We start from the raw sequence: 15,095 nt of genomic DNA, 5'->3' as shown, positions 1-15,095 counted from the left end.
TTACACCCCCCGCCGGCGGCGGAAGATGGCCGCGACCTCGGCGGTCGTCGTCGCCGCTTCAGGACTCCTGTCGTCCCGCCACCGCACGAACCGCGGGAACCGGAGGGCAAGCCCCCGCCGCCGCTCCGGGTCCCAGTTGCAGGTGTGGACCGGGCTCTCAGTGATCTCAAGCCCCAGCACCTCCACTACCTGTGCCGGCGTAAACCAGAAGTCGGGCGCCGCCTGCGGGGTCGCCATCACCCGCGCCGGCTGCCGGTCCACCCGCGCGCCGGCGAACCGCCGGGGAAGGTCGGCGAGATCGGCGTCCGTAAACCCTGTCCCCAGCGCGCAGACCGTCTGGAAGATGTCCTCCTCGTGGTTGTAGGCGGCGCAGAGGACAGACCCGCAGGTCCCGGTCCGCTTCCCCCGCCCAGCGTTGGCGCCGACGACGACGAGGTCGAGCGTATCGGAAAGACCCGGAGCGTAATCGCTCTTCCACTTGATCCACTGCCACTCCCGCGCCCCCGCGCGGTAGAACGAGTCTTCTGCGCACGACTTGCAGACGATCCCTTCAAGCCCCCGCTCGATGCAGGCGAGGTAGAACTCCGTGATCCCGTCGAGATCCTCCGCTACGGTGCGGCCCGCGGGGGAGATCCGCTCGTCCGGGGAGAGGACCGCCTCGAGTGCCGCCCGCCGGTCCGGGTAACTCCGGCGGAGGTATGAGTCGCCGTTCGCGTAGAGGAGGTCAAAGACCCGGTAGGTCGCGGGGATTTCGCCCGCGACCTCCCTGACCCGGTGTTTCCGGCGCCGCCGCATAAGCGTCTGGAAGGGGCGGTAGGTCCCGGTCTCGTGGTCGAACGCGACCGCTTCGCCGTCGAGGATCGCCGTATCGGCCGTGACGCGTCCCCGGACGCTCCGGACGATGTCGGGATACTGGTGGGTGACGTCGGTCAGCCGCCGCGAAAACAGGGTGACGTCGTCGCCGTCCTTGTGTGCCTGGACCCGCTCGCCGTCGTACTTCTCCTCGACGGCGATGACCGGAGAACCGATCCGCTCCGGGATCTCCGATAGCCGGGCGACCCTTTGCGTGAGCATCGGCCTGACGGGGCGGTGCAGGGTGACGGATATCGCCTCCACCGCCGCGGGGCCCCCCTCCTGGAGCGTCCGGGCCACGTAGCCGATGTCGGAGGAGATGTTGTAGGCGTGCTCGAGAAGCGGGCGCTTGCCCCTCGATCCCAGGAACGCCTCCGCAAGCGCATCAAGAAGCGTCATATCCCCGGCGCCGAGCCGCATCTTTCCGGTGGCGAGCCGGGTGAGGTAGCGCCGCTCGGGCGGCGTCGCGGCGGCGAGCATCGCGGCAAGGATCTTCGTCTTCTTCTCGGCCGAACCCGGCCCGGATGCCCGGGCGATCTCCATAAAGCCGCGGTGGACGGCCGCGACCGTGAGCGATCCGGTGGCCGGGAAGAACCCGGCAAGCCCCTCCGCAGGTCTCCCGGTCAGCCGGGCGGCGGCGTCGCCGTAGTCCCCGAGTTCCCGGGCCGCCGCTTCGACGGATGCAGGGTCGGTCCCGGTTGCAAGGGCGATAGCCGCCGCCGCTGTCCGGTCCCCGATGCCGAGGTTCACCCCGCTGTACCCGGGGGCGATTGCACCGAGCGTGAAGTAGCAGACGACATCGATCTCGTCCGGCGCCGCTCGGGCAAGCAGCCGTGCAAGGAGGGCGGTCATCTCGTTTCTGGACGATGTGGCCTCAAGCCTCCCGGAACAGGAGGTGAAGGTTGCGAATTTCACGATTACCGCGTTCCAGGAAGTGATCACGGCCGGGAGATAGATGAACGTTGCGGTACCGGGCCGGACCCCCGACAGCTCCATAAAGGTGGAGCGCCCTTCCTCCCCCGGAGGGATCGTATGGGCGAGCGCAGGAAAGAGTCATTCGCCGGCGTCCTCGTATCGAGGCTCACCGGGATCATCGTATTCCTGATCCTGCTCGGCGTCCTGAACATCATCGCCGGCGCCTACGTCCAGTCCCCGGCCTTTCTTCGCGTGGTTGAGTTTCTCAACGTCAACGTCGGGTTCCTCATCCTGATCGCGGCAATCTTCCTGGTCGGCGACCTCTTCGGCACCCTCGTCTTCCCCCTGAACCTGCCGGGACCCTTCTTTAGCGCCGTCGGCGCCGTCTTCACGGTCGTTTTCATCTTCCGGCTCTTCGCGCTCGTGGGTGAGATGACGGGCATCGGGGTCTTCACCCTCTTTTCAGGGACGCTTGCGCTCCTGATCTACATTCTCGTCTTCGTCGTCGTCCTCATCGGCGGCTACGTCGCGCTCTTTGCGGACCCGCCGGGCGGGGCGTGACCCGGGGCTACTCGAACCCCTCCATCTCCTCGAACGTCTTCACCTCATAGTCCCGCAGCCTGCCGGTGTCCGGGTCCATGTGGACCATCACGAAGAGTTCGTGCTCGCGGTTCTCCCAGAGGGCAAGGGCGGGATTGTCCTCTTTCGCCTGGAACCCGAGTCGCTCGAGACCCGCCCGGATCCCGTCGTAGGCAGGGTTCGTGGTGATGATCTCCCGGACCCGGCCCTTCATCGCCTCCTGCTCCTCCCGGTCGATCGGTACCTGTCTCTGCATGAGAGGGACCATACCGCACACGTCCAGATAAACCTGACCCGCGGGCGGCCGGGATGATGCAGGGATGGATCTCTCCGGAGAGGAGGGTTCACCGGGCGATGTAGCCGGCGAACTCCCCTCCCCGGCCTCCCGGGTCATCGTAGGCGGCGACCTTGTAGCACGCATACCCGCCCCCGAGGTTCATCCGGAGCAGGACGAAGATCTTGAGGTCGGGCTGGACCCAGATCGCGACGTCGGCATTATCCCGTTCCGGTATGAAGTCCAGCGACCGGAGCACCTCCCTGACGTCGCCGTAGTCGGGCATCAACTGGATCATCTCCTCGATCTCCACCATCACCGCCCGCTGCTGCATCGCATCGATAGCTCCAGGCATGCCCCCCCGATCACTCTCCTCTCGTATAAAACATGATCCAGAGCGGGTGAGAAAGAATGACCGGGCATCCGGTCGTGCCGTCCCGGGCAGTGACCGGGACAGGGCCGGCCGGTACGCCGTGCCGGAGCATCCGGCACGACCGGCGGAGTGCATAACCTTCATCAGAGATCTCGTGAAAACCATACAGCAACGGAGCCGGAGAGGAGAGCGTATGGAGAGCGACGACGATTCAAGGACACTTATACTCGATACGGACACCGACGACCTGCAGGAACTCTCCGAATACCTGGACGTGCTGAGCAGCGGCACGCGCCTGAAGATACTCAGGGTCATCGCGCGGAGGCCAAAAGACGTCCGGCAGATAGCATCCGAGATCGAGACGAGCTACGAGAACACGAAGAAACACCTCGACAGGCTCATGAGCATCGGGGTCGTCCGGAAAGAGGCCGGCCTCTCCCGCCCGACCGCCAGGGGGATCCACCCGGTCTGGAAGTACTCGCTCGTGCCCGGGGGCCTCGAGGCGATCACGAGGAGCCTTGGGCTGTTTGCGAACCTGAAACTGACGCTCACCGATGCCGTGCTCGCACAGAAACTCGCCGGCGTTCGGGAGGCGTTCTCGGGTGAGTTCGCCGGGCAGCCCCCGGTCGTCATCCTCCTTGGCGGGGCAGAGGACGGCACGGTCTTCCCGCTCCGGCACGACACCATCGCTGTAGGCCGCTCGGACCCGGGCGCGCGTGAAGGGTCCGGGCAGGAGATCGTCCTTGGCGAAGACTACGCGGCGGTCACCCGCGTCTCAAGACCGCATGCCCGGATCGTCCGGCGGGACGACGCCTGGCTCATCGAGGACCGCGGCAGCACCGGCGGCACCTTCGTGAACGGCGCGCCGCTCGACCGGGGCACGCAGCGGGAACTCCACGACGGGGATCTCGTCGAACTCGGGAAAGGGGCGCAGGGGGCGACCCTCGTCTTCGTCCTCCCCGGGGGGGTGCCGCCGCCGGATGAAGCCTGAACGGGCGGGGCAGAAGGTCGCCATCCTGCTCCTCCTCTCCGCCTTCCTCCTCGTCACCGTCGTCTCGGGAGCAGGGGGGCCCCCGGAGCACGCGAACGCCGACCCCCGGGGTATCGAGGCCGCCGGCAGGGGATCCAACGACGATGTCGTCTCCAATCCCGGGAAAAACGCCGGCCCGAAGAAAGAGCAGGTGACACCGGGAGCGGCGCCCACCGACCAGCCCGAACCCGGAGAGACCCCCACGTCCGCCGCCACCCCCGGGGCCCCGCAGACGGCGGCACCGGACATGGGCGCCGCCGCCGGGAAGAACCCCGACCCGGGCAGGCAGGGCTGGCTCCCCTGGCTCGCCCTCCTCCTGGTCGCCGGCGGCGCGGCGCTCGCCTGGCACCTGAAAAGGCCGCCGGAACCGGACCCGGCCGCGACCGTCCTCCCCGGCGCGTACCGGACTCTCCCCGCCCACCCGGCCGGGTTCCCGCCCGAACTTGCAGGCCGCTACGACCGGGTCGTCTTCGTCGGGAGAGGCGGGCTCGGGCAGGTCTTCTCGGCGGTCAGGCGTGACGACCGTCGGAGCGTAGCGGTGAAGATCCCGATCACCTACGACGAAGCGACCGGAAAGACCTTCATGAAGGAGATGCGGGTCTGGGAAGACCTCGTCCATCCAAACATCGTGGAGGTCTACTCGGTCAACATCCTCCCGGTCCCCTTCGTCGAGATGGAGTACCTGCCCCGGAGCCTCGGGGACCTGGAAAAACCCCTCCCGGGAGAGACCGCGGCCAGGATCGCTGCAGGCATCGCCGCCGGGCTCGCCTATGCCCACGGGCAGGGTGTCATCCACCGGGATATCAAGCCCGGGAACATCCTCCTCACCGACGACCTCGTCCCGAAGATCGCCGACTGGGGCATGAGCACGAGACCGACGGAGACCCGCGAAACCGCGGCCGCCGGGTTCACGCTCGCGTATGCGGCCCCGGAGCAGGTCGCCCCGGGCCGGTTCGGGCGGACCGATGCCCGGACCGATATCTACCAGCTCGGCGCCGTCTTCTACGAGCTGGTGACCGGGAGGATCCCCTATGCCGGCGACGACCTCGCCGGGTTTGCCGGGGCGGTCCTCCACGAGGAGCCGGTCCCCCCGTCGGCGATCAGGGAGGAGGTTGCGTGGCTTGATGGGGTCATCCTCACGTGCCTCGCACGGGATCCCGCCGGCCGCTACCAGTCCGCCCGGGAGGTGCAGGCCGCGATCGAAACCCTGATGAAGGGGGCCGGCCATACAACGCTGACCTGACCCGAAGAGTGAGCCCCCTTGCCCGGTTTCTCGCCCGCGCCAGGGCGATGCAGTTCCATTACCTCCTGGCATCCCTCGTCCTCCTGCTCGTCGTCTACCCCTACGTGGTTGCAGGGCCGACCGGCCCGGTCGCCCTGACGGTGCTCTCGTCCATCATCCTGATCACCGGCATCTACGCGGTGAGCAACCGCCGCCGGCAGATCGTGATCGCCAGCCTCCTCGCGGTCCCCGCCTTCCTCCTCGGGTGGCTCTACCTCGTCACCGGGATCCCTGCCCTTAACAACGCCGGGAGCGCCTTTACAGTCTTCTTCTACGCTTTCACGGCCCTCATCGTCCTCTCCCGGGTGCTCACGACGCGCCGGATCACCACCGACACCGTCTACGGCGCAGTCTCCGTCTACCTCCTCATGGGCCTGACCTGGGCGACCGCCTACAGTCTCGTCGAGAGCCTCCATCCCGGGTCGTTCACGGCCGAGTCCGTGTACAGCCCGGACGGCGCCTTCACGTTCCCCGAGTTCATTTACTTCAGTTTCGTCACCCTTGCGACGCTCGGCTACGGCGACATCACCCCCATCACCAACCAGGCCCGGTCGCTTGCCCTGCTTGAGACGGTGAGCGGGACCATCTATATCGCGGTCCTGATCGCCCGCCTGGTGGCGGCGCTCGGGTGGTCGCCGGAGACGGACGAGGAGTGAGGAGTGTCCGGCGGGAACGGGGGATCGGCACAGAAAACGGATATTTTTGAAATCAGCACGGTTAACACTACGAAAATTCCCGTAGTTAAAGCAAGATATTTATTTTCACCAAATCAAGAGATAGTTACCATGCGAGGAAAGACAGCACTTCTGGGGATCGCCCTGATGGTCCTCTGCGCTGCGGTGATCGGGAACGTCACCGCAGAGCAGTCTGAGGAGTCCAGGGACAAACTGATCCATGTCTCCGGCACCGGCAAGGTGACGACCACGCCCGACCAGGCCGTCATCGTCTTCGCGGTCGAGACCGAGAACGCCGATGCGAAAGTCGCACAGCAGCAGAACGCCCAGAGAATGGATGCCGTGATCAACGCCCTCAAGAACGCCGGCATCCCGGCGAAGGACATCCGGACCGCCGGTTACAACATCATCCCGGTGACCGAGAGCGACAACCGGGGCCTGACAACGTCGAAGGTCAAGTACTACCGGGTCATCAACAGCCTCGAGGTCACGTTAAACGACGTGAACCGCGCCGGTGAGATCGTCGACCTTGCTATCGCGAACGGCGCGAACCGGGTCGACCGGTTTGCGTTCACCTTAAGCGACGCCAGGCAGCAGGAGTTCCGCTCGCAGGCCCTGAACGCCGCGGTTGCGCAGGCGCGGGGCGACGCGAACGTGGTCGCCGCGGCCCTCGGCAAGACGATCGTCGACGTCAAGGACGTCAGCGTCGGGAACAACTACGTGCCCATGGCCTACGATAGCCGCTACATGAACATGGAGAAGGCGGCGGGCGGCGCCGTCCCGACCCCGCTCGAAGTCGGCGAGATCGACGTGACCGCGAGCGTCTCCATCTCCTACGTCATCGCGTAGTCCTCCCGCGAACTCTCTTTTTTCATCTGCGGGCCCGGCCTGCCCCATCGGGAAGCATAATCGCTCCGGAGGAAAGACCCGGTAGGTGGAGTCTCTTCCGATGCCCACCATCATCGAGGTCTACAACAACATCCCCTGCCGGAGGGGTCTCACCGCGGACTGGGGATTCTCCTGCCTGGTAGAGGAGGCAGGGCTGCTCTTCGATACCGGGGAGCGCGGCGATGTCCTTCTCGCGAACATGCAGGCGCTCGGCATCGATCCCGCGTCCATAAGGAAACTCGTCGTCTCCCACGACGACCACGACCATATCGGCGGCATCGCGACGATTCTCGCGGCAAATCCATCGATTGAGGTCTACGTCCACGACACCTTCTCGGAAAAGACGCTCTCGCTGATCCGGGAGTACACCGAGCCCCGGATCGTCAGAGAGTGGACGGAGATCGCCGACGGTATCGCCCTCACCGGCCCGCTCGGGACCGATACCCGGGAACAGTCGCTCGCGATCCGTGTGCCGGGCGGTTACCTGGTCGTCACGGGGTGCGCACACCCCCACATCAGCCGGATCATCGAGAGGATTGCGCGGGTTGGGCCGGTGTGGGGCGTCATCGGCGGGCTGCACACCGTCAGCGATGAAGACATCGAGGCCCTCGCCGGGGTGGCGTACCTCTCGGCGTCCCACTGCACCGACAAAATCGCGGAACTCGCAGAGCGGTACCCGGCCTCCTTCCGGCCGGGCGGGGCGGGGAAGGTGCACCGGGTCTAAAAAAGAGGTTACTCCTCCTTCCCGTTCTTTTCGCCCGCCCGGCTCCTCACCTCGAGCCCGTCCGCAAACCAGACGGTCCGCTGCGGGTAGGGCATCTCGATGCCGTTCTCCTCGAGTTTCTGCTTGATCTGCCAGAGGAGGCTTGTCCTGACATCCCACCAGTTCCGGGCCGGCGCCCAGATGTAGGCCGTCAGGTTGACGCCGTCGTCACCGAAATTGTCGACGAAGACCGACGGGGACGGGCTTTTGAGCGCAAACGGGTGGGTCCAGATGACCTCTTTGATGATCCGTATCGCCTCGTCTGCATCGTCCTCGTAGCGGATGCTGATCTGGTACTCGAACCTGCGGGCGGCGTTATGGACGTAGTTCGTGATATTTGAGGTGAAGACCTTCTCGTTCGGGATCCGGGTGAAGACCCCGTCATGCGTCTTGACGATCGTCGAGAGGATCCGGATATCCTCGACGCTGCCGCTGACGCCCGCGACGTTGATGCCGTCGCCGATCTTGATGGGGTGCTCGAACATGAGAAAGAGGCCCGAGACCAGGTTTGAGACGACGCTCTGGCTCGCAAACCCGATGACGAGACCGACGATGCCCCCGGCCACCAGGAGGCCGGAGAGGTCGAACTGGAGTTGCGGGAGAGCGATGACGAGCGCCCCGAGGACGATGACATAGTAGACCAGCTTCACAAGCAACTCGCGCTCGCTCTTCGGGAGCCGCTCCATGAGGGCTCTCCGGACGTTTGTTGAGACCGTCTTCGCGGCGGCGAACCCGACTATGAGGATGACGGTAAAGTAAAGGAGGTTCTCGACGGTGATCGACCCGACGCCGATGGGGATCTCGAAGACCTCGGTCACGTTGAACGTCACGACAACCCCCACTCCATGAGATACCCCCGGTTGATCACCGGGATCTTTCGTGCCGTGTACAGCTCGATGGACCGCGTCATACCGGGCAGGAGCGGGGCGTCGATGAAATCCGTCTCCGCCATATTCGTGGTGATGATCTTCATCGTGGCCGTGGTCGCCACGAGATCGTTATAGTAGATCTTCATATCGACACTGTCAAAGACGGCGCACGAGACCTCGGCCCACTCGTGGGAGGCGTTCTGGATGGAGAGTTCCATCACCCCCTCGCGGAGAGGCTCGACCGGGGGGATCTCCGGGTAGACCGCGCTCCGATACCAGCGGGCGATGGCGCCGCTGGTCGGCGGGCCGTAGAGCGTATACTTCTGGGTGCCGAGGCCGAAGACGTCGAGCACCTCAATATCTTTTGCCGCCTCCAGGAAGACGCCGACCTCGACGGGAAACTTCAGGTAGATCGTCCGGGCGACACCGGGCTCGATCAGCATCGGGGAGAACTCGATCATCAGGAGGTCCGTGATATCCCTGGGAAGGTTGACCGGTTCGACCGGGTTGATGACGGTCTCGCCCGTCTCCGAGACCAGGATCCGCTCGAACGTCCGCCCTTCGCAGTTCCGCCGGTAGGTCAAAAGACCGCCGCTCCGTTCGGTCTCCACCAGAATGTCGCCGTCCTCGTGGCGAAAAGTGTCAATGTAGCGCCCGAACATCACTCTATGATCTGCAAATAATCAAATATTAAAGTACGCGACTGGCACAGCCCGCCGGCTTTCGCGACCCTGCACCCAATCCGGGATGACGGATTATACCTGTTTTTTGACCGTATTAAGTATTTAAAACACCTTATTGTAACAAACCCGACTGTTCTGCCCCGGGGTGATCTGGCAAGATATAAATAGCAAATCTTCCGGGAAGTATATTACCACAGGTATGATTAGACACTCTTTTAAGTGACCATCCCAGACATTTTTTAAGCGCGTTGGTCCCGGCCCCCGGGCAGCGCCCCTGCCCTTCGCCACCGTCCGGGGCAGTTGCACGAGGAGCGCGGGGGTAGCGCCGGGGACCCGGAGCACTGATATATGAGGGGCGCCGTACCTGCCGCCGCGAAGAACCCTCCCCGGAGGGGGGGTTCCCGCGGTCTTGCGGGGACGGGAGCAGCCCCCGGGTGATGCACGTGAAGTTAAACCAGAAAAAAGCCAGGGAGCCCGTGAATCGCAGCCGGATACCCGTGAGCATCTTCGACCACCTCCGGCAACCGGCACTGGTCCTCGACTGTGAAGGAAGGGTGGTCGTCTGGAACGACAGCATGGAACGGTATACGGGGATCCGGGCCGAAGATATCGTCGGAAAAGGAGGATACGCGCACGGAGAAGCGTTGTTCGGCGAGAGGCTCCCTACACTTGCGGACCGCATCCTATCCCACAGCGACGCCGGAGACGACCCGCGCTACCGCCTCCCGGCCCGCGAAGGGGGAGAGGTGATCGCCGGAACGCGCCCGAGCCCTGTATCCGGCAGGGAGGTAGCCAGTATGGCCGCCCCCCTCTATGACACCGGCGGCGGCCTGGTCGGCGCGGTGGAGACGATCCAGGACACGCCGGACGCTCGACCGCTCCGGGATTTCCCCGGGGTGCCGGAGGAGCAGGCGCAGGTCCTCGCGGACGCCCTCTCCTGCACGATCTTCACGCTCAACCGGGACGGCGCCTACTCCCGGTTCTTCATGGCCGGCGCCCGGGAGCCGGGAGCGGTCCCGGAGGATCTCGTCGGCAGGACCCCCCACGCCCTCTTCCCGGCGGCGGAGGCAGACTTCCTGGTCGAGGCCGCGCACCGGGTCATTGAGGCGGGAGAGGTCGTGGCAGAGACACGGTCGTTTGTGTGGCACGGCGAGCAGCGGTCGTTTGAGGTCACCATGCACCCCCTGCACGACCCAAAAGGAAGGATCGTGGCGGCCGCCGGGGTCAGCCGCGAGATCACCCGGGACCTTCTCCGCGAGCGGGCCCTCCAGGAGGCCAACCAGGCCTCTATCCTCTACCTCGACCTGCTCGGCACCGACATCTACAACACCAGCATGGTTGCGGCAACGGTCATCGAGATGCTCCGGGAACGGCTCTCCGGCGAAGAGGGGGAGCTCGCCCAGAGGGCCAAGAACACGGTCGAACAGGGGATCAACGTCATCAAGAACGTCGAGCTCTTGAACACGCTCAACAAGCACCGCATCCGCCTCGAGCCGGTCGATCTCGACGCGATCATCCGCGGCCAGATACGGCGCTACGCCGGCATCGACATCAGGTACGAGGGAGGGAGCTGTATGGTCTGGGCAAACCCCCTCCTTGAGCATATCGTCTCCAACCTTATCAGCAACAGCATCAAGTTCGGCGGCATGAAGGTGCGGATCGAGATATCCGTCATGGAGACCGCAGAGGTGGTGACGCTCTCCATCGCCGATACGGGGATCGGCATACCGGACCACCTAAAGCCCAACATCTTCGACCGGTTCAGCCGTGAGAGCAGAACCGTATCCGGGGGCAGGGGTCTAGGGCTTCACATCGTCAAGACCCTCACGAACCAGTACGGCGGGCGCGTCTGGGCGGCGGACCGGGTGCCCGGCAAACCCGAGGCGGGAGCGGCCATCAAGGTGATCCTGCAGAAGTGTTAGTGCTTCAGACCGCCTGGGTTCTACAACTCCCGGGCCGCTTCTTCGCGGGCCTCGCAGCGGCCCGAGCGGTTCCCGGCGGTTTGCCGCTGGTGATCCCGGTACTCAGATATATATCCTCCCGGCGACTATGTTATACCGCATCATTCCCATCGGGGACTCCTCCAATGATACGTACCATATGTTTTAAAGAACGACGATATATCGAAGAGCTGCGAATTCTTACCCGGGCGACCGCGCTGGACTGCATCATCGACGAGCGCTTCGACCGCATAGTGTACCTCATAAAAGAAGGAGATATGGGCCTTGCTATCGGCCGGAAGGGAAGCAACATCCGGAAGATGCAGCGGGTCCTCGGGAAACGCATCGAGATGGTCGAATACTCCCCCGAGATAGAATCGTTCACGAGAAACGTGTTTAAGCCGGCGGAGGTTGCCGGTGTGAAGAAGGAAGACGACGGGAGGCTCACCGTGTACATCAACAAGGGCGATCTCGGCATCGCCATAGGGAAAGGCGGGTGCACCATCGAGAAAGCGCGCCTCCTCCTCTCCCGGTACTTCGATACCGAACTCGGTGAGGTGCTGGCGCGGGAGGATGTCCATGCGTGACTGGAGCATCCTCGACGAGGTCTGGCAGGTCATCCAGGACCGCGCTGAGCACCCGTCGGCCGACAGTTACGTCAGCTCCGTCCTGACCCACCGGAAAGGGATCGACAAATCCCTTGAGAAGGTCGGCGAAGAGGCGGTCGAGTTCATCCTCGCCGCAAAGAACCAGGTCCCGGAGAGGACGGTCTCTGAGGCGGCCGACCTCCTCTTCCATCTTCTCGTGGCGCTCCAGGCGTCAGGCACCGACGTGGCGGACGTGCTCGACGAGCTCGCCGCACGCCGGAAGTAACAGCAATCTTCTCCGGGGCGACTTCGCCCCGGGCGGCCGTTCAGAGGTACTCCTTCAGGTCCACCATCCTCGGGAGATCGTCCTTCTTCACCGCCGCGGACTCTACGACCGTATCCTCGATCATGATCGGTGCCCGGTAACGCAGAGCGATGGCTATCCCGTCGCTCGGCCGGCAGTCCATGACTTCGGTGCGCGAGCCCTGCCGGAGGAGCAGCTTGGCGTAAAAGACCCCCTCCTCCAGAGAATCGATGTGCAGGGCATCGAGCACTATCTCAAAGTTCCGGAAGAGTTCGACGATCAGGTCGTGGGTGATGGGCCGGGGGAGCATCTCGCTGTTGAGCGCGTTGCTGATCGAGATCGCCTCCCAGAGCCCGACGTATATGGGTATTGTGCTGTCACCCCCGGCATCCAGGACGACAGTCGGCGCTGCCCCCATCTCGCTCACCGACATGAACACGCCCTGCACCCTGCAACTTTGAGCAGCCATGTGATCATCTGACATGCGCCTTATGATGTTTAAATCTTGGGGTCAATCACCGCTGCTTCTCGGCGCGGGCGAGGTACTCTCGCCGTACGATGACGAGGCTCGAGAGGAGGCCGAGGAGGATGTTGAGGTAGTAGAGGATCAGCCGCCAGAGGAGGACGAAGACGCCCACGATCGATGACGGGACAAAGAGGCTGTAGAGCGACGTGGCGCCGAGCTCCGCAACGCCTGAGCCCCCGGGCGTGAGCGGGATCATCATGAGGATGGCGATGACGAGCTGGACGACGAACGACTCGATGAAGTACGGCGGTTGCCCGAGCCCCACGAGGAGGAGAGAGGCGATGACGAACTCCGAGAACCAGAAGAGCGTCGTGAAGATCAACCCCCATACGAGGCCGCTCTTCCCGTGGTTCACGAACTTGACGAGCCCCTGGTTGAAGTTGTCCACTTCCCGGTCAATCGTGCCCAGGAGGTGCTCGAGCCGCCGTAAGTGCCAGCGCCGGTCGATCCAGCACGACATCCACCTGAGAACCCGTTTGAGGTAGTCCGGGTTCTTCACCGAGTAGACGAAGATCAGGACGAAGAGGGTGACGGATACCCAGGCGGCGTACATGACGAAACTTATGCCGCTGAACCCCGAGGCGAGGCTGCTCCAGTACCTGCCGAGGAAGAGCATGGCGAAGGCCCCGAACGCCCCGAGGACGATCCCGTCAAGGATCCGCTCCATAACGACGACGGCAGTGGCGTCCCCGACCGGGACGTCCGCCCGGTAGAGCTCGTGGATCCGGACCGGCTCGCCGCCCGCCTGTGACGGGGTGACCGCCGCAACGAGCATGTTCGCGAGCACCAGGTTCAGGCAGTGCCTGAAGTTCACCCGATATCCGAGCGACGCCGACATCGTCTGGATCCGGAGCGCCCAGAACCCGAGCGAGGCGATGTGGAGGAGAGCGGCAAGGAGCAGGTAGAACGGGTTGACACGGCTGATATAATCGATCGTCGTCTCGTCGACGGTGAAGTAGAGGACGCCCGCGAGGACGAGGGTGCTGAAGCTGATCGAGACAAGCAGCCACTTCCACTGAGACTTCTTCATGCTCTGCGCTCCCGGGTATGGGACGGACGCCGCAGATCGGTACCCGATCGACACCCGCAGTTCTTTGAGGATTCCGGGCAGTTTCAGGAGAAAATTACCCGAAATCGGACTAATAAGGTATCGTGTGGCTACTATTTAACGATGATTTTTAGTCGCAATCCGATGAGACCCCCGGCTCGCGACGGGATGCAGTTCCCTCAGACCGTAAAGAGGCCCCGCTCTCCGGTTATCCGGAAGAGGCCCGCACGGATGCCGGCGTCAAGCCAGGCATACCCGTAGCTGAACCGGGCGAGGGCGCCGGCAAGGTCGCCCGCATCAAGGCGCCCTCGTCCGTCCGTATACCAGGAGCGCGCCGTCGAACGGAGTTCCTCCGCGCCACGAGAGAGCGGGCTCGCCTCGTCCGGCCCCGTCTCAACCGCTGAGAGGGCGATCTCGAGCATCCTCTGGTAGCGGTGGGTCTTCTCGTCCAGGCGGGCGGCAAGCGCGGCGGGGATGCACGCACCCGCCGCGCCCGGCGGGTGGGCGATAGAAGGCTCAAGCAGCCCGAGCCGCGAGCCTGCGTCCAGCCAGCCGAGCCCGTATGCAAACCCGGCGAGCGCGTTGACGAGATCGCCCGCACGGAGAAACGTCATACCGTCGCTGTGGTACGCGGCAGCCATCTCGAGCACCTCCCCCGCCGCCCGGTAAAGGAGCGTCCCCTCCGGGACGGCGACCCGGGTCCGGCGGAGAGCCTCGAGAAAGAGGACCCCCTGCTCTTCAAGGGTCATAGTCCGGCAAAGATCTCCAGGTACTCCCGCTCCACGGGGTGGAGGTCTCCCGGCACGACGAGAACGTGGAGCGGGGGCCCGAAATCCGTCTCTTTGAGGGCCGCGCCGGTCCCCGCCGCGACCACCGGACATTCCGACCCCGCCCGGGCGATGCCCACGTAGAGCGCGGGCGGTTCGATGCCGCGCTTCTCCGCCATCTCCTCGATGAGGGCGATCGCCTCCGGAATGCGCATGTAGCGGTCCTTCTGGATATCGAGGTAGACGAGCGTGTGCAGGTTGCAGGCGAGGTTTGCCGCGATCGTCTCGACGGGCGCCGTCGGGAACCACCCCTTCGCGGGGAACGGCACCGAGCAGGACTTCCCGAACCGGTAGTTCTGGAGCCCCGAGAGGCCGCAGACGGCGCTCGATATCGACGAGGCGTGGATGATCGAGGTCGCAACGCCGGCGGCGGCCGCCCGCATCCGGAGGTCGGCGTGCGTCGTCGAGACCATGGGGTCCCCCCCAGTCAGGAACGCCACCCGCCCTTCGAGGGCGCGCTCGATGATATCGCGGGGGTCCTGTTCGACGTCCTCGCGCGCGAGCACCCGGATCTCCTTGCCGAAGAACGCTTCCATCTCAGCAACGTCCGTCCCCATCAGCCGCGACGTGTAGGACTCCAGGTAGACGGTGTCGGCGTTCCTGACGCACTCGAGCCCTTTGACCGATATATCTCCGAGATCATAGAGACCGAGGCCCACAAACGTCAGCATGGCAGGATCG

At 64.5% G+C, this 15,095-nt stretch carries 18 protein-coding genes; 9 read left to right on the top strand and 9 right to left on the bottom strand.

The genetic code is table 11. The annotated features are described in order from the left end of the window. Complete coding sequence (locus QZ408_RS13465) at positions 1 to 1,767, bottom strand: ATP-dependent DNA ligase (protein WP_292492287.1); 1,767 nt, start codon at positions 1,765 to 1,767, stop codon at positions 1 to 3. Positions 1,768 to 1,884: 117 nt separating this feature from the next. Between QZ408_RS13465 and QZ408_RS13460 the strand changes: the two genes are divergently transcribed. Beyond that, positions 1,885 to 2,328, top strand: a complete 444-nt coding sequence (locus QZ408_RS13460) for a hypothetical protein (protein ID WP_292492285.1) — start codon at positions 1,885 to 1,887, stop codon at positions 2,326 to 2,328. 7 nt (positions 2,329 to 2,335) lie between these two features. On the opposite strand, the gene QZ408_RS13455 is transcribed toward QZ408_RS13460, so the two are convergent. Beyond that, the gene (locus QZ408_RS13455) at positions 2,336 to 2,602 is read right to left on the bottom strand and encodes a hypothetical protein (protein ID WP_292492283.1); all 267 of its coding nucleotides are present in this window, start codon (positions 2,600 to 2,602) and stop codon (positions 2,336 to 2,338) included. Positions 2,603 to 2,690: 88 nt separating this feature from the next. After that, a complete protein-coding gene (locus QZ408_RS13450; protein WP_292492282.1) occupies positions 2,691 to 2,975 on the bottom strand; it encodes a hypothetical protein in 285 nt (94 codons plus the stop codon). Between the two features lie 211 nt (positions 2,976 to 3,186). On the opposite strand from QZ408_RS13450, the gene QZ408_RS13445 reads away from it, so the two are divergent. From QZ408_RS13445 to QZ408_RS13425, 5 genes are all read left to right on the top strand, one after another. Beyond that, positions 3,187 to 3,984 carry an FHA domain-containing protein gene (locus QZ408_RS13445; RefSeq protein WP_292492280.1) on the top strand — a complete coding sequence of 266 codons (798 nt, stop codon included), beginning with the start codon at positions 3,187 to 3,189 and terminating at the stop codon, positions 3,982 to 3,984. Next, positions 3,974 to 5,266, top strand: a complete 1,293-nt coding sequence (locus QZ408_RS13440; protein ID WP_292492279.1) for a protein kinase — start codon at positions 3,974 to 3,976, stop codon at positions 5,264 to 5,266. The genes QZ408_RS13445 and QZ408_RS13440 overlap by 11 nt, the downstream gene beginning before the upstream one ends. 8 nt (positions 5,267 to 5,274) lie before the next feature. Continuing rightward, a complete protein-coding gene (locus tag QZ408_RS13435) occupies positions 5,275 to 5,961 on the top strand; it encodes a potassium channel family protein (protein ID WP_292492277.1) in 687 nt (228 codons plus the stop codon). A gap of 129 nt (positions 5,962 to 6,090) precedes the next feature. Continuing rightward, positions 6,091 to 6,828 carry an SIMPL domain-containing protein gene (locus QZ408_RS13430; RefSeq protein ID WP_292492275.1) on the top strand — a complete coding sequence of 246 codons (738 nt, stop codon included), beginning with the start codon at positions 6,091 to 6,093 and terminating at the stop codon, positions 6,826 to 6,828. 100 nt (positions 6,829 to 6,928) lie between these two features. Further along, the gene (locus tag QZ408_RS13425) at positions 6,929 to 7,591 is read left to right on the top strand and encodes an MBL fold metallo-hydrolase (RefSeq protein WP_292492273.1); all 663 of its coding nucleotides are present in this window, start codon (positions 6,929 to 6,931) and stop codon (positions 7,589 to 7,591) included. Positions 7,592 to 7,599: 8 nt separating this feature from the next. On the opposite strand, the gene QZ408_RS13420 is transcribed toward QZ408_RS13425, so the two are convergent. Beyond that, positions 7,600 to 8,472: a mechanosensitive ion channel family protein gene (locus QZ408_RS13420; RefSeq protein ID WP_292492271.1), complete on the bottom strand. Its 873-nt coding sequence runs from the start codon at positions 8,470 to 8,472 to the stop codon at positions 7,600 to 7,602. Further along, the gene (locus tag QZ408_RS13415) at positions 8,457 to 9,161 is read right to left on the bottom strand and encodes a DUF432 domain-containing protein (RefSeq protein ID WP_292492270.1); all 705 of its coding nucleotides are present in this window, start codon (positions 9,159 to 9,161) and stop codon (positions 8,457 to 8,459) included. Before QZ408_RS13415 ends, QZ408_RS13420 begins: the two co-directional genes overlap by 16 nt. Before the next feature lie 464 nt (positions 9,162 to 9,625). Here QZ408_RS13415 and QZ408_RS13410 point away from each other — a divergent pair, with 464 nt between their 5' ends. The 3 genes from QZ408_RS13410 to hisE all read left to right on the top strand — a co-directional run bounded on the left by QZ408_RS13410 (position 9,626) and on the right by hisE (position 11,995). After that, complete coding sequence (locus QZ408_RS13410) at positions 9,626 to 11,104, top strand: ATP-binding protein (protein ID WP_292492268.1); 1,479 nt, start codon at positions 9,626 to 9,628, stop codon at positions 11,102 to 11,104. Positions 11,105 to 11,268: 164 nt separating this feature from the next. Beyond that, on the top strand, positions 11,269 to 11,709 hold the full coding sequence (locus QZ408_RS13405) for a NusA-like transcription termination signal-binding factor (protein ID WP_292492266.1): 441 nt from the start codon (positions 11,269 to 11,271) through the stop codon (positions 11,707 to 11,709). Further along, positions 11,702 to 11,995 carry a phosphoribosyl-ATP diphosphatase gene (gene hisE, locus QZ408_RS13400; RefSeq protein WP_292492264.1) on the top strand — a complete coding sequence of 98 codons (294 nt, stop codon included), beginning with the start codon at positions 11,702 to 11,704 and terminating at the stop codon, positions 11,993 to 11,995. Before QZ408_RS13405 ends, hisE begins: the two co-directional genes overlap by 8 nt. A gap of 40 nt (positions 11,996 to 12,035) precedes the next feature. Here hisE and QZ408_RS13395 read toward each other — a convergent pair whose 3' ends face one another. The 4 genes from QZ408_RS13395 to dph5 all read right to left on the bottom strand — a co-directional run bounded on the left by QZ408_RS13395 (position 12,036) and on the right by dph5 (position 15,085). Further along, complete coding sequence (locus QZ408_RS13395; RefSeq protein ID WP_292492262.1) at positions 12,036 to 12,482, bottom strand: bifunctional nuclease family protein; 447 nt, start codon at positions 12,480 to 12,482, stop codon at positions 12,036 to 12,038. Positions 12,483 to 12,528: 46 nt separating this feature from the next. Continuing rightward, positions 12,529 to 13,569: a flippase-like domain-containing protein gene (locus QZ408_RS13390; RefSeq protein ID WP_292492260.1), complete on the bottom strand. Its 1,041-nt coding sequence runs from the start codon at positions 13,567 to 13,569 to the stop codon at positions 12,529 to 12,531. Between the two features lie 197 nt (positions 13,570 to 13,766). Continuing rightward, entirely contained in the window at positions 13,767 to 14,336 is a 570-nt protein-coding gene (locus QZ408_RS13385; protein ID WP_292492259.1) for a DUF357 domain-containing protein, read from the bottom strand. After that, complete coding sequence (dph5, locus tag QZ408_RS13380) at positions 14,333 to 15,085, bottom strand: diphthine synthase (RefSeq protein ID WP_292492257.1); 753 nt, start codon at positions 15,083 to 15,085, stop codon at positions 14,333 to 14,335. Before dph5 ends, QZ408_RS13385 begins: the two co-directional genes overlap by 4 nt. Positions 15,086 to 15,095 lie beyond the last annotated feature (10 nt).

Origin of the sequence: Methanoculleus sp. 10 (assembly GCF_913757945.1) — an archaeon.
Classification (GTDB): Archaea; Halobacteriota; Methanomicrobia; order Methanomicrobiales; family Methanoculleaceae; genus Methanoculleus.
Note: the sequence above shows the minus strand (reverse complement) of the source record. Positions and strands in the feature narration are given on the sequence as shown.

Coding starts and splice junctions, on each gene's coding strand:
- QZ408_RS13440 (WP_292492279.1), top strand. CDS start 3,974: ATGAAGCCTGAACGGGCGGGGCAGAAGGTCGCCATCCTGCTCCTCCTC.
- QZ408_RS13385 (WP_292492259.1), bottom strand. CDS start 14,336: ATGACCCTTGAAGAGCAGGGGGTCCTCTTTCTCGAGGCTCTCCGCCGG.
- dph5 (WP_292492257.1), bottom strand. CDS start 15,085: ATGCTGACGTTTGTGGGCCTCGGTCTCTATGATCTCGGAGATATATCG.
- QZ408_RS13445 (WP_292492280.1), top strand. CDS start 3,187: ATGGAGAGCGACGACGATTCAAGGACACTTATACTCGATACGGACACC.
- hisE (WP_292492264.1), top strand. CDS start 11,702: ATGCGTGACTGGAGCATCCTCGACGAGGTCTGGCAGGTCATCCAGGAC.
- QZ408_RS13405 (WP_292492266.1), top strand. CDS start 11,269: ATGATACGTACCATATGTTTTAAAGAACGACGATATATCGAAGAGCTG.
- QZ408_RS13395 (WP_292492262.1), bottom strand. CDS start 12,482: ATGGCTGCTCAAAGTTGCAGGGTGCAGGGCGTGTTCATGTCGGTGAGC.
- QZ408_RS13460 (WP_292492285.1), top strand. CDS start 1,885: ATGGGCGAGCGCAGGAAAGAGTCATTCGCCGGCGTCCTCGTATCGAGG.
- QZ408_RS13450 (WP_292492282.1), bottom strand. CDS start 2,975: ATGCCTGGAGCTATCGATGCGATGCAGCAGCGGGCGGTGATGGTGGAG.
- QZ408_RS13455 (WP_292492283.1), bottom strand. CDS start 2,602: ATGCAGAGACAGGTACCGATCGACCGGGAGGAGCAGGAGGCGATGAAG.
- QZ408_RS13425 (WP_292492273.1), top strand. CDS start 6,929: ATGCCCACCATCATCGAGGTCTACAACAACATCCCCTGCCGGAGGGGT.
- QZ408_RS13415 (WP_292492270.1), bottom strand. CDS start 9,161: ATGTTCGGGCGCTACATTGACACTTTTCGCCACGAGGACGGCGACATT.
- QZ408_RS13430 (WP_292492275.1), top strand. CDS start 6,091: ATGCGAGGAAAGACAGCACTTCTGGGGATCGCCCTGATGGTCCTCTGC.
- QZ408_RS13390 (WP_292492260.1), bottom strand. CDS start 13,569: ATGAAGAAGTCTCAGTGGAAGTGGCTGCTTGTCTCGATCAGCTTCAGC.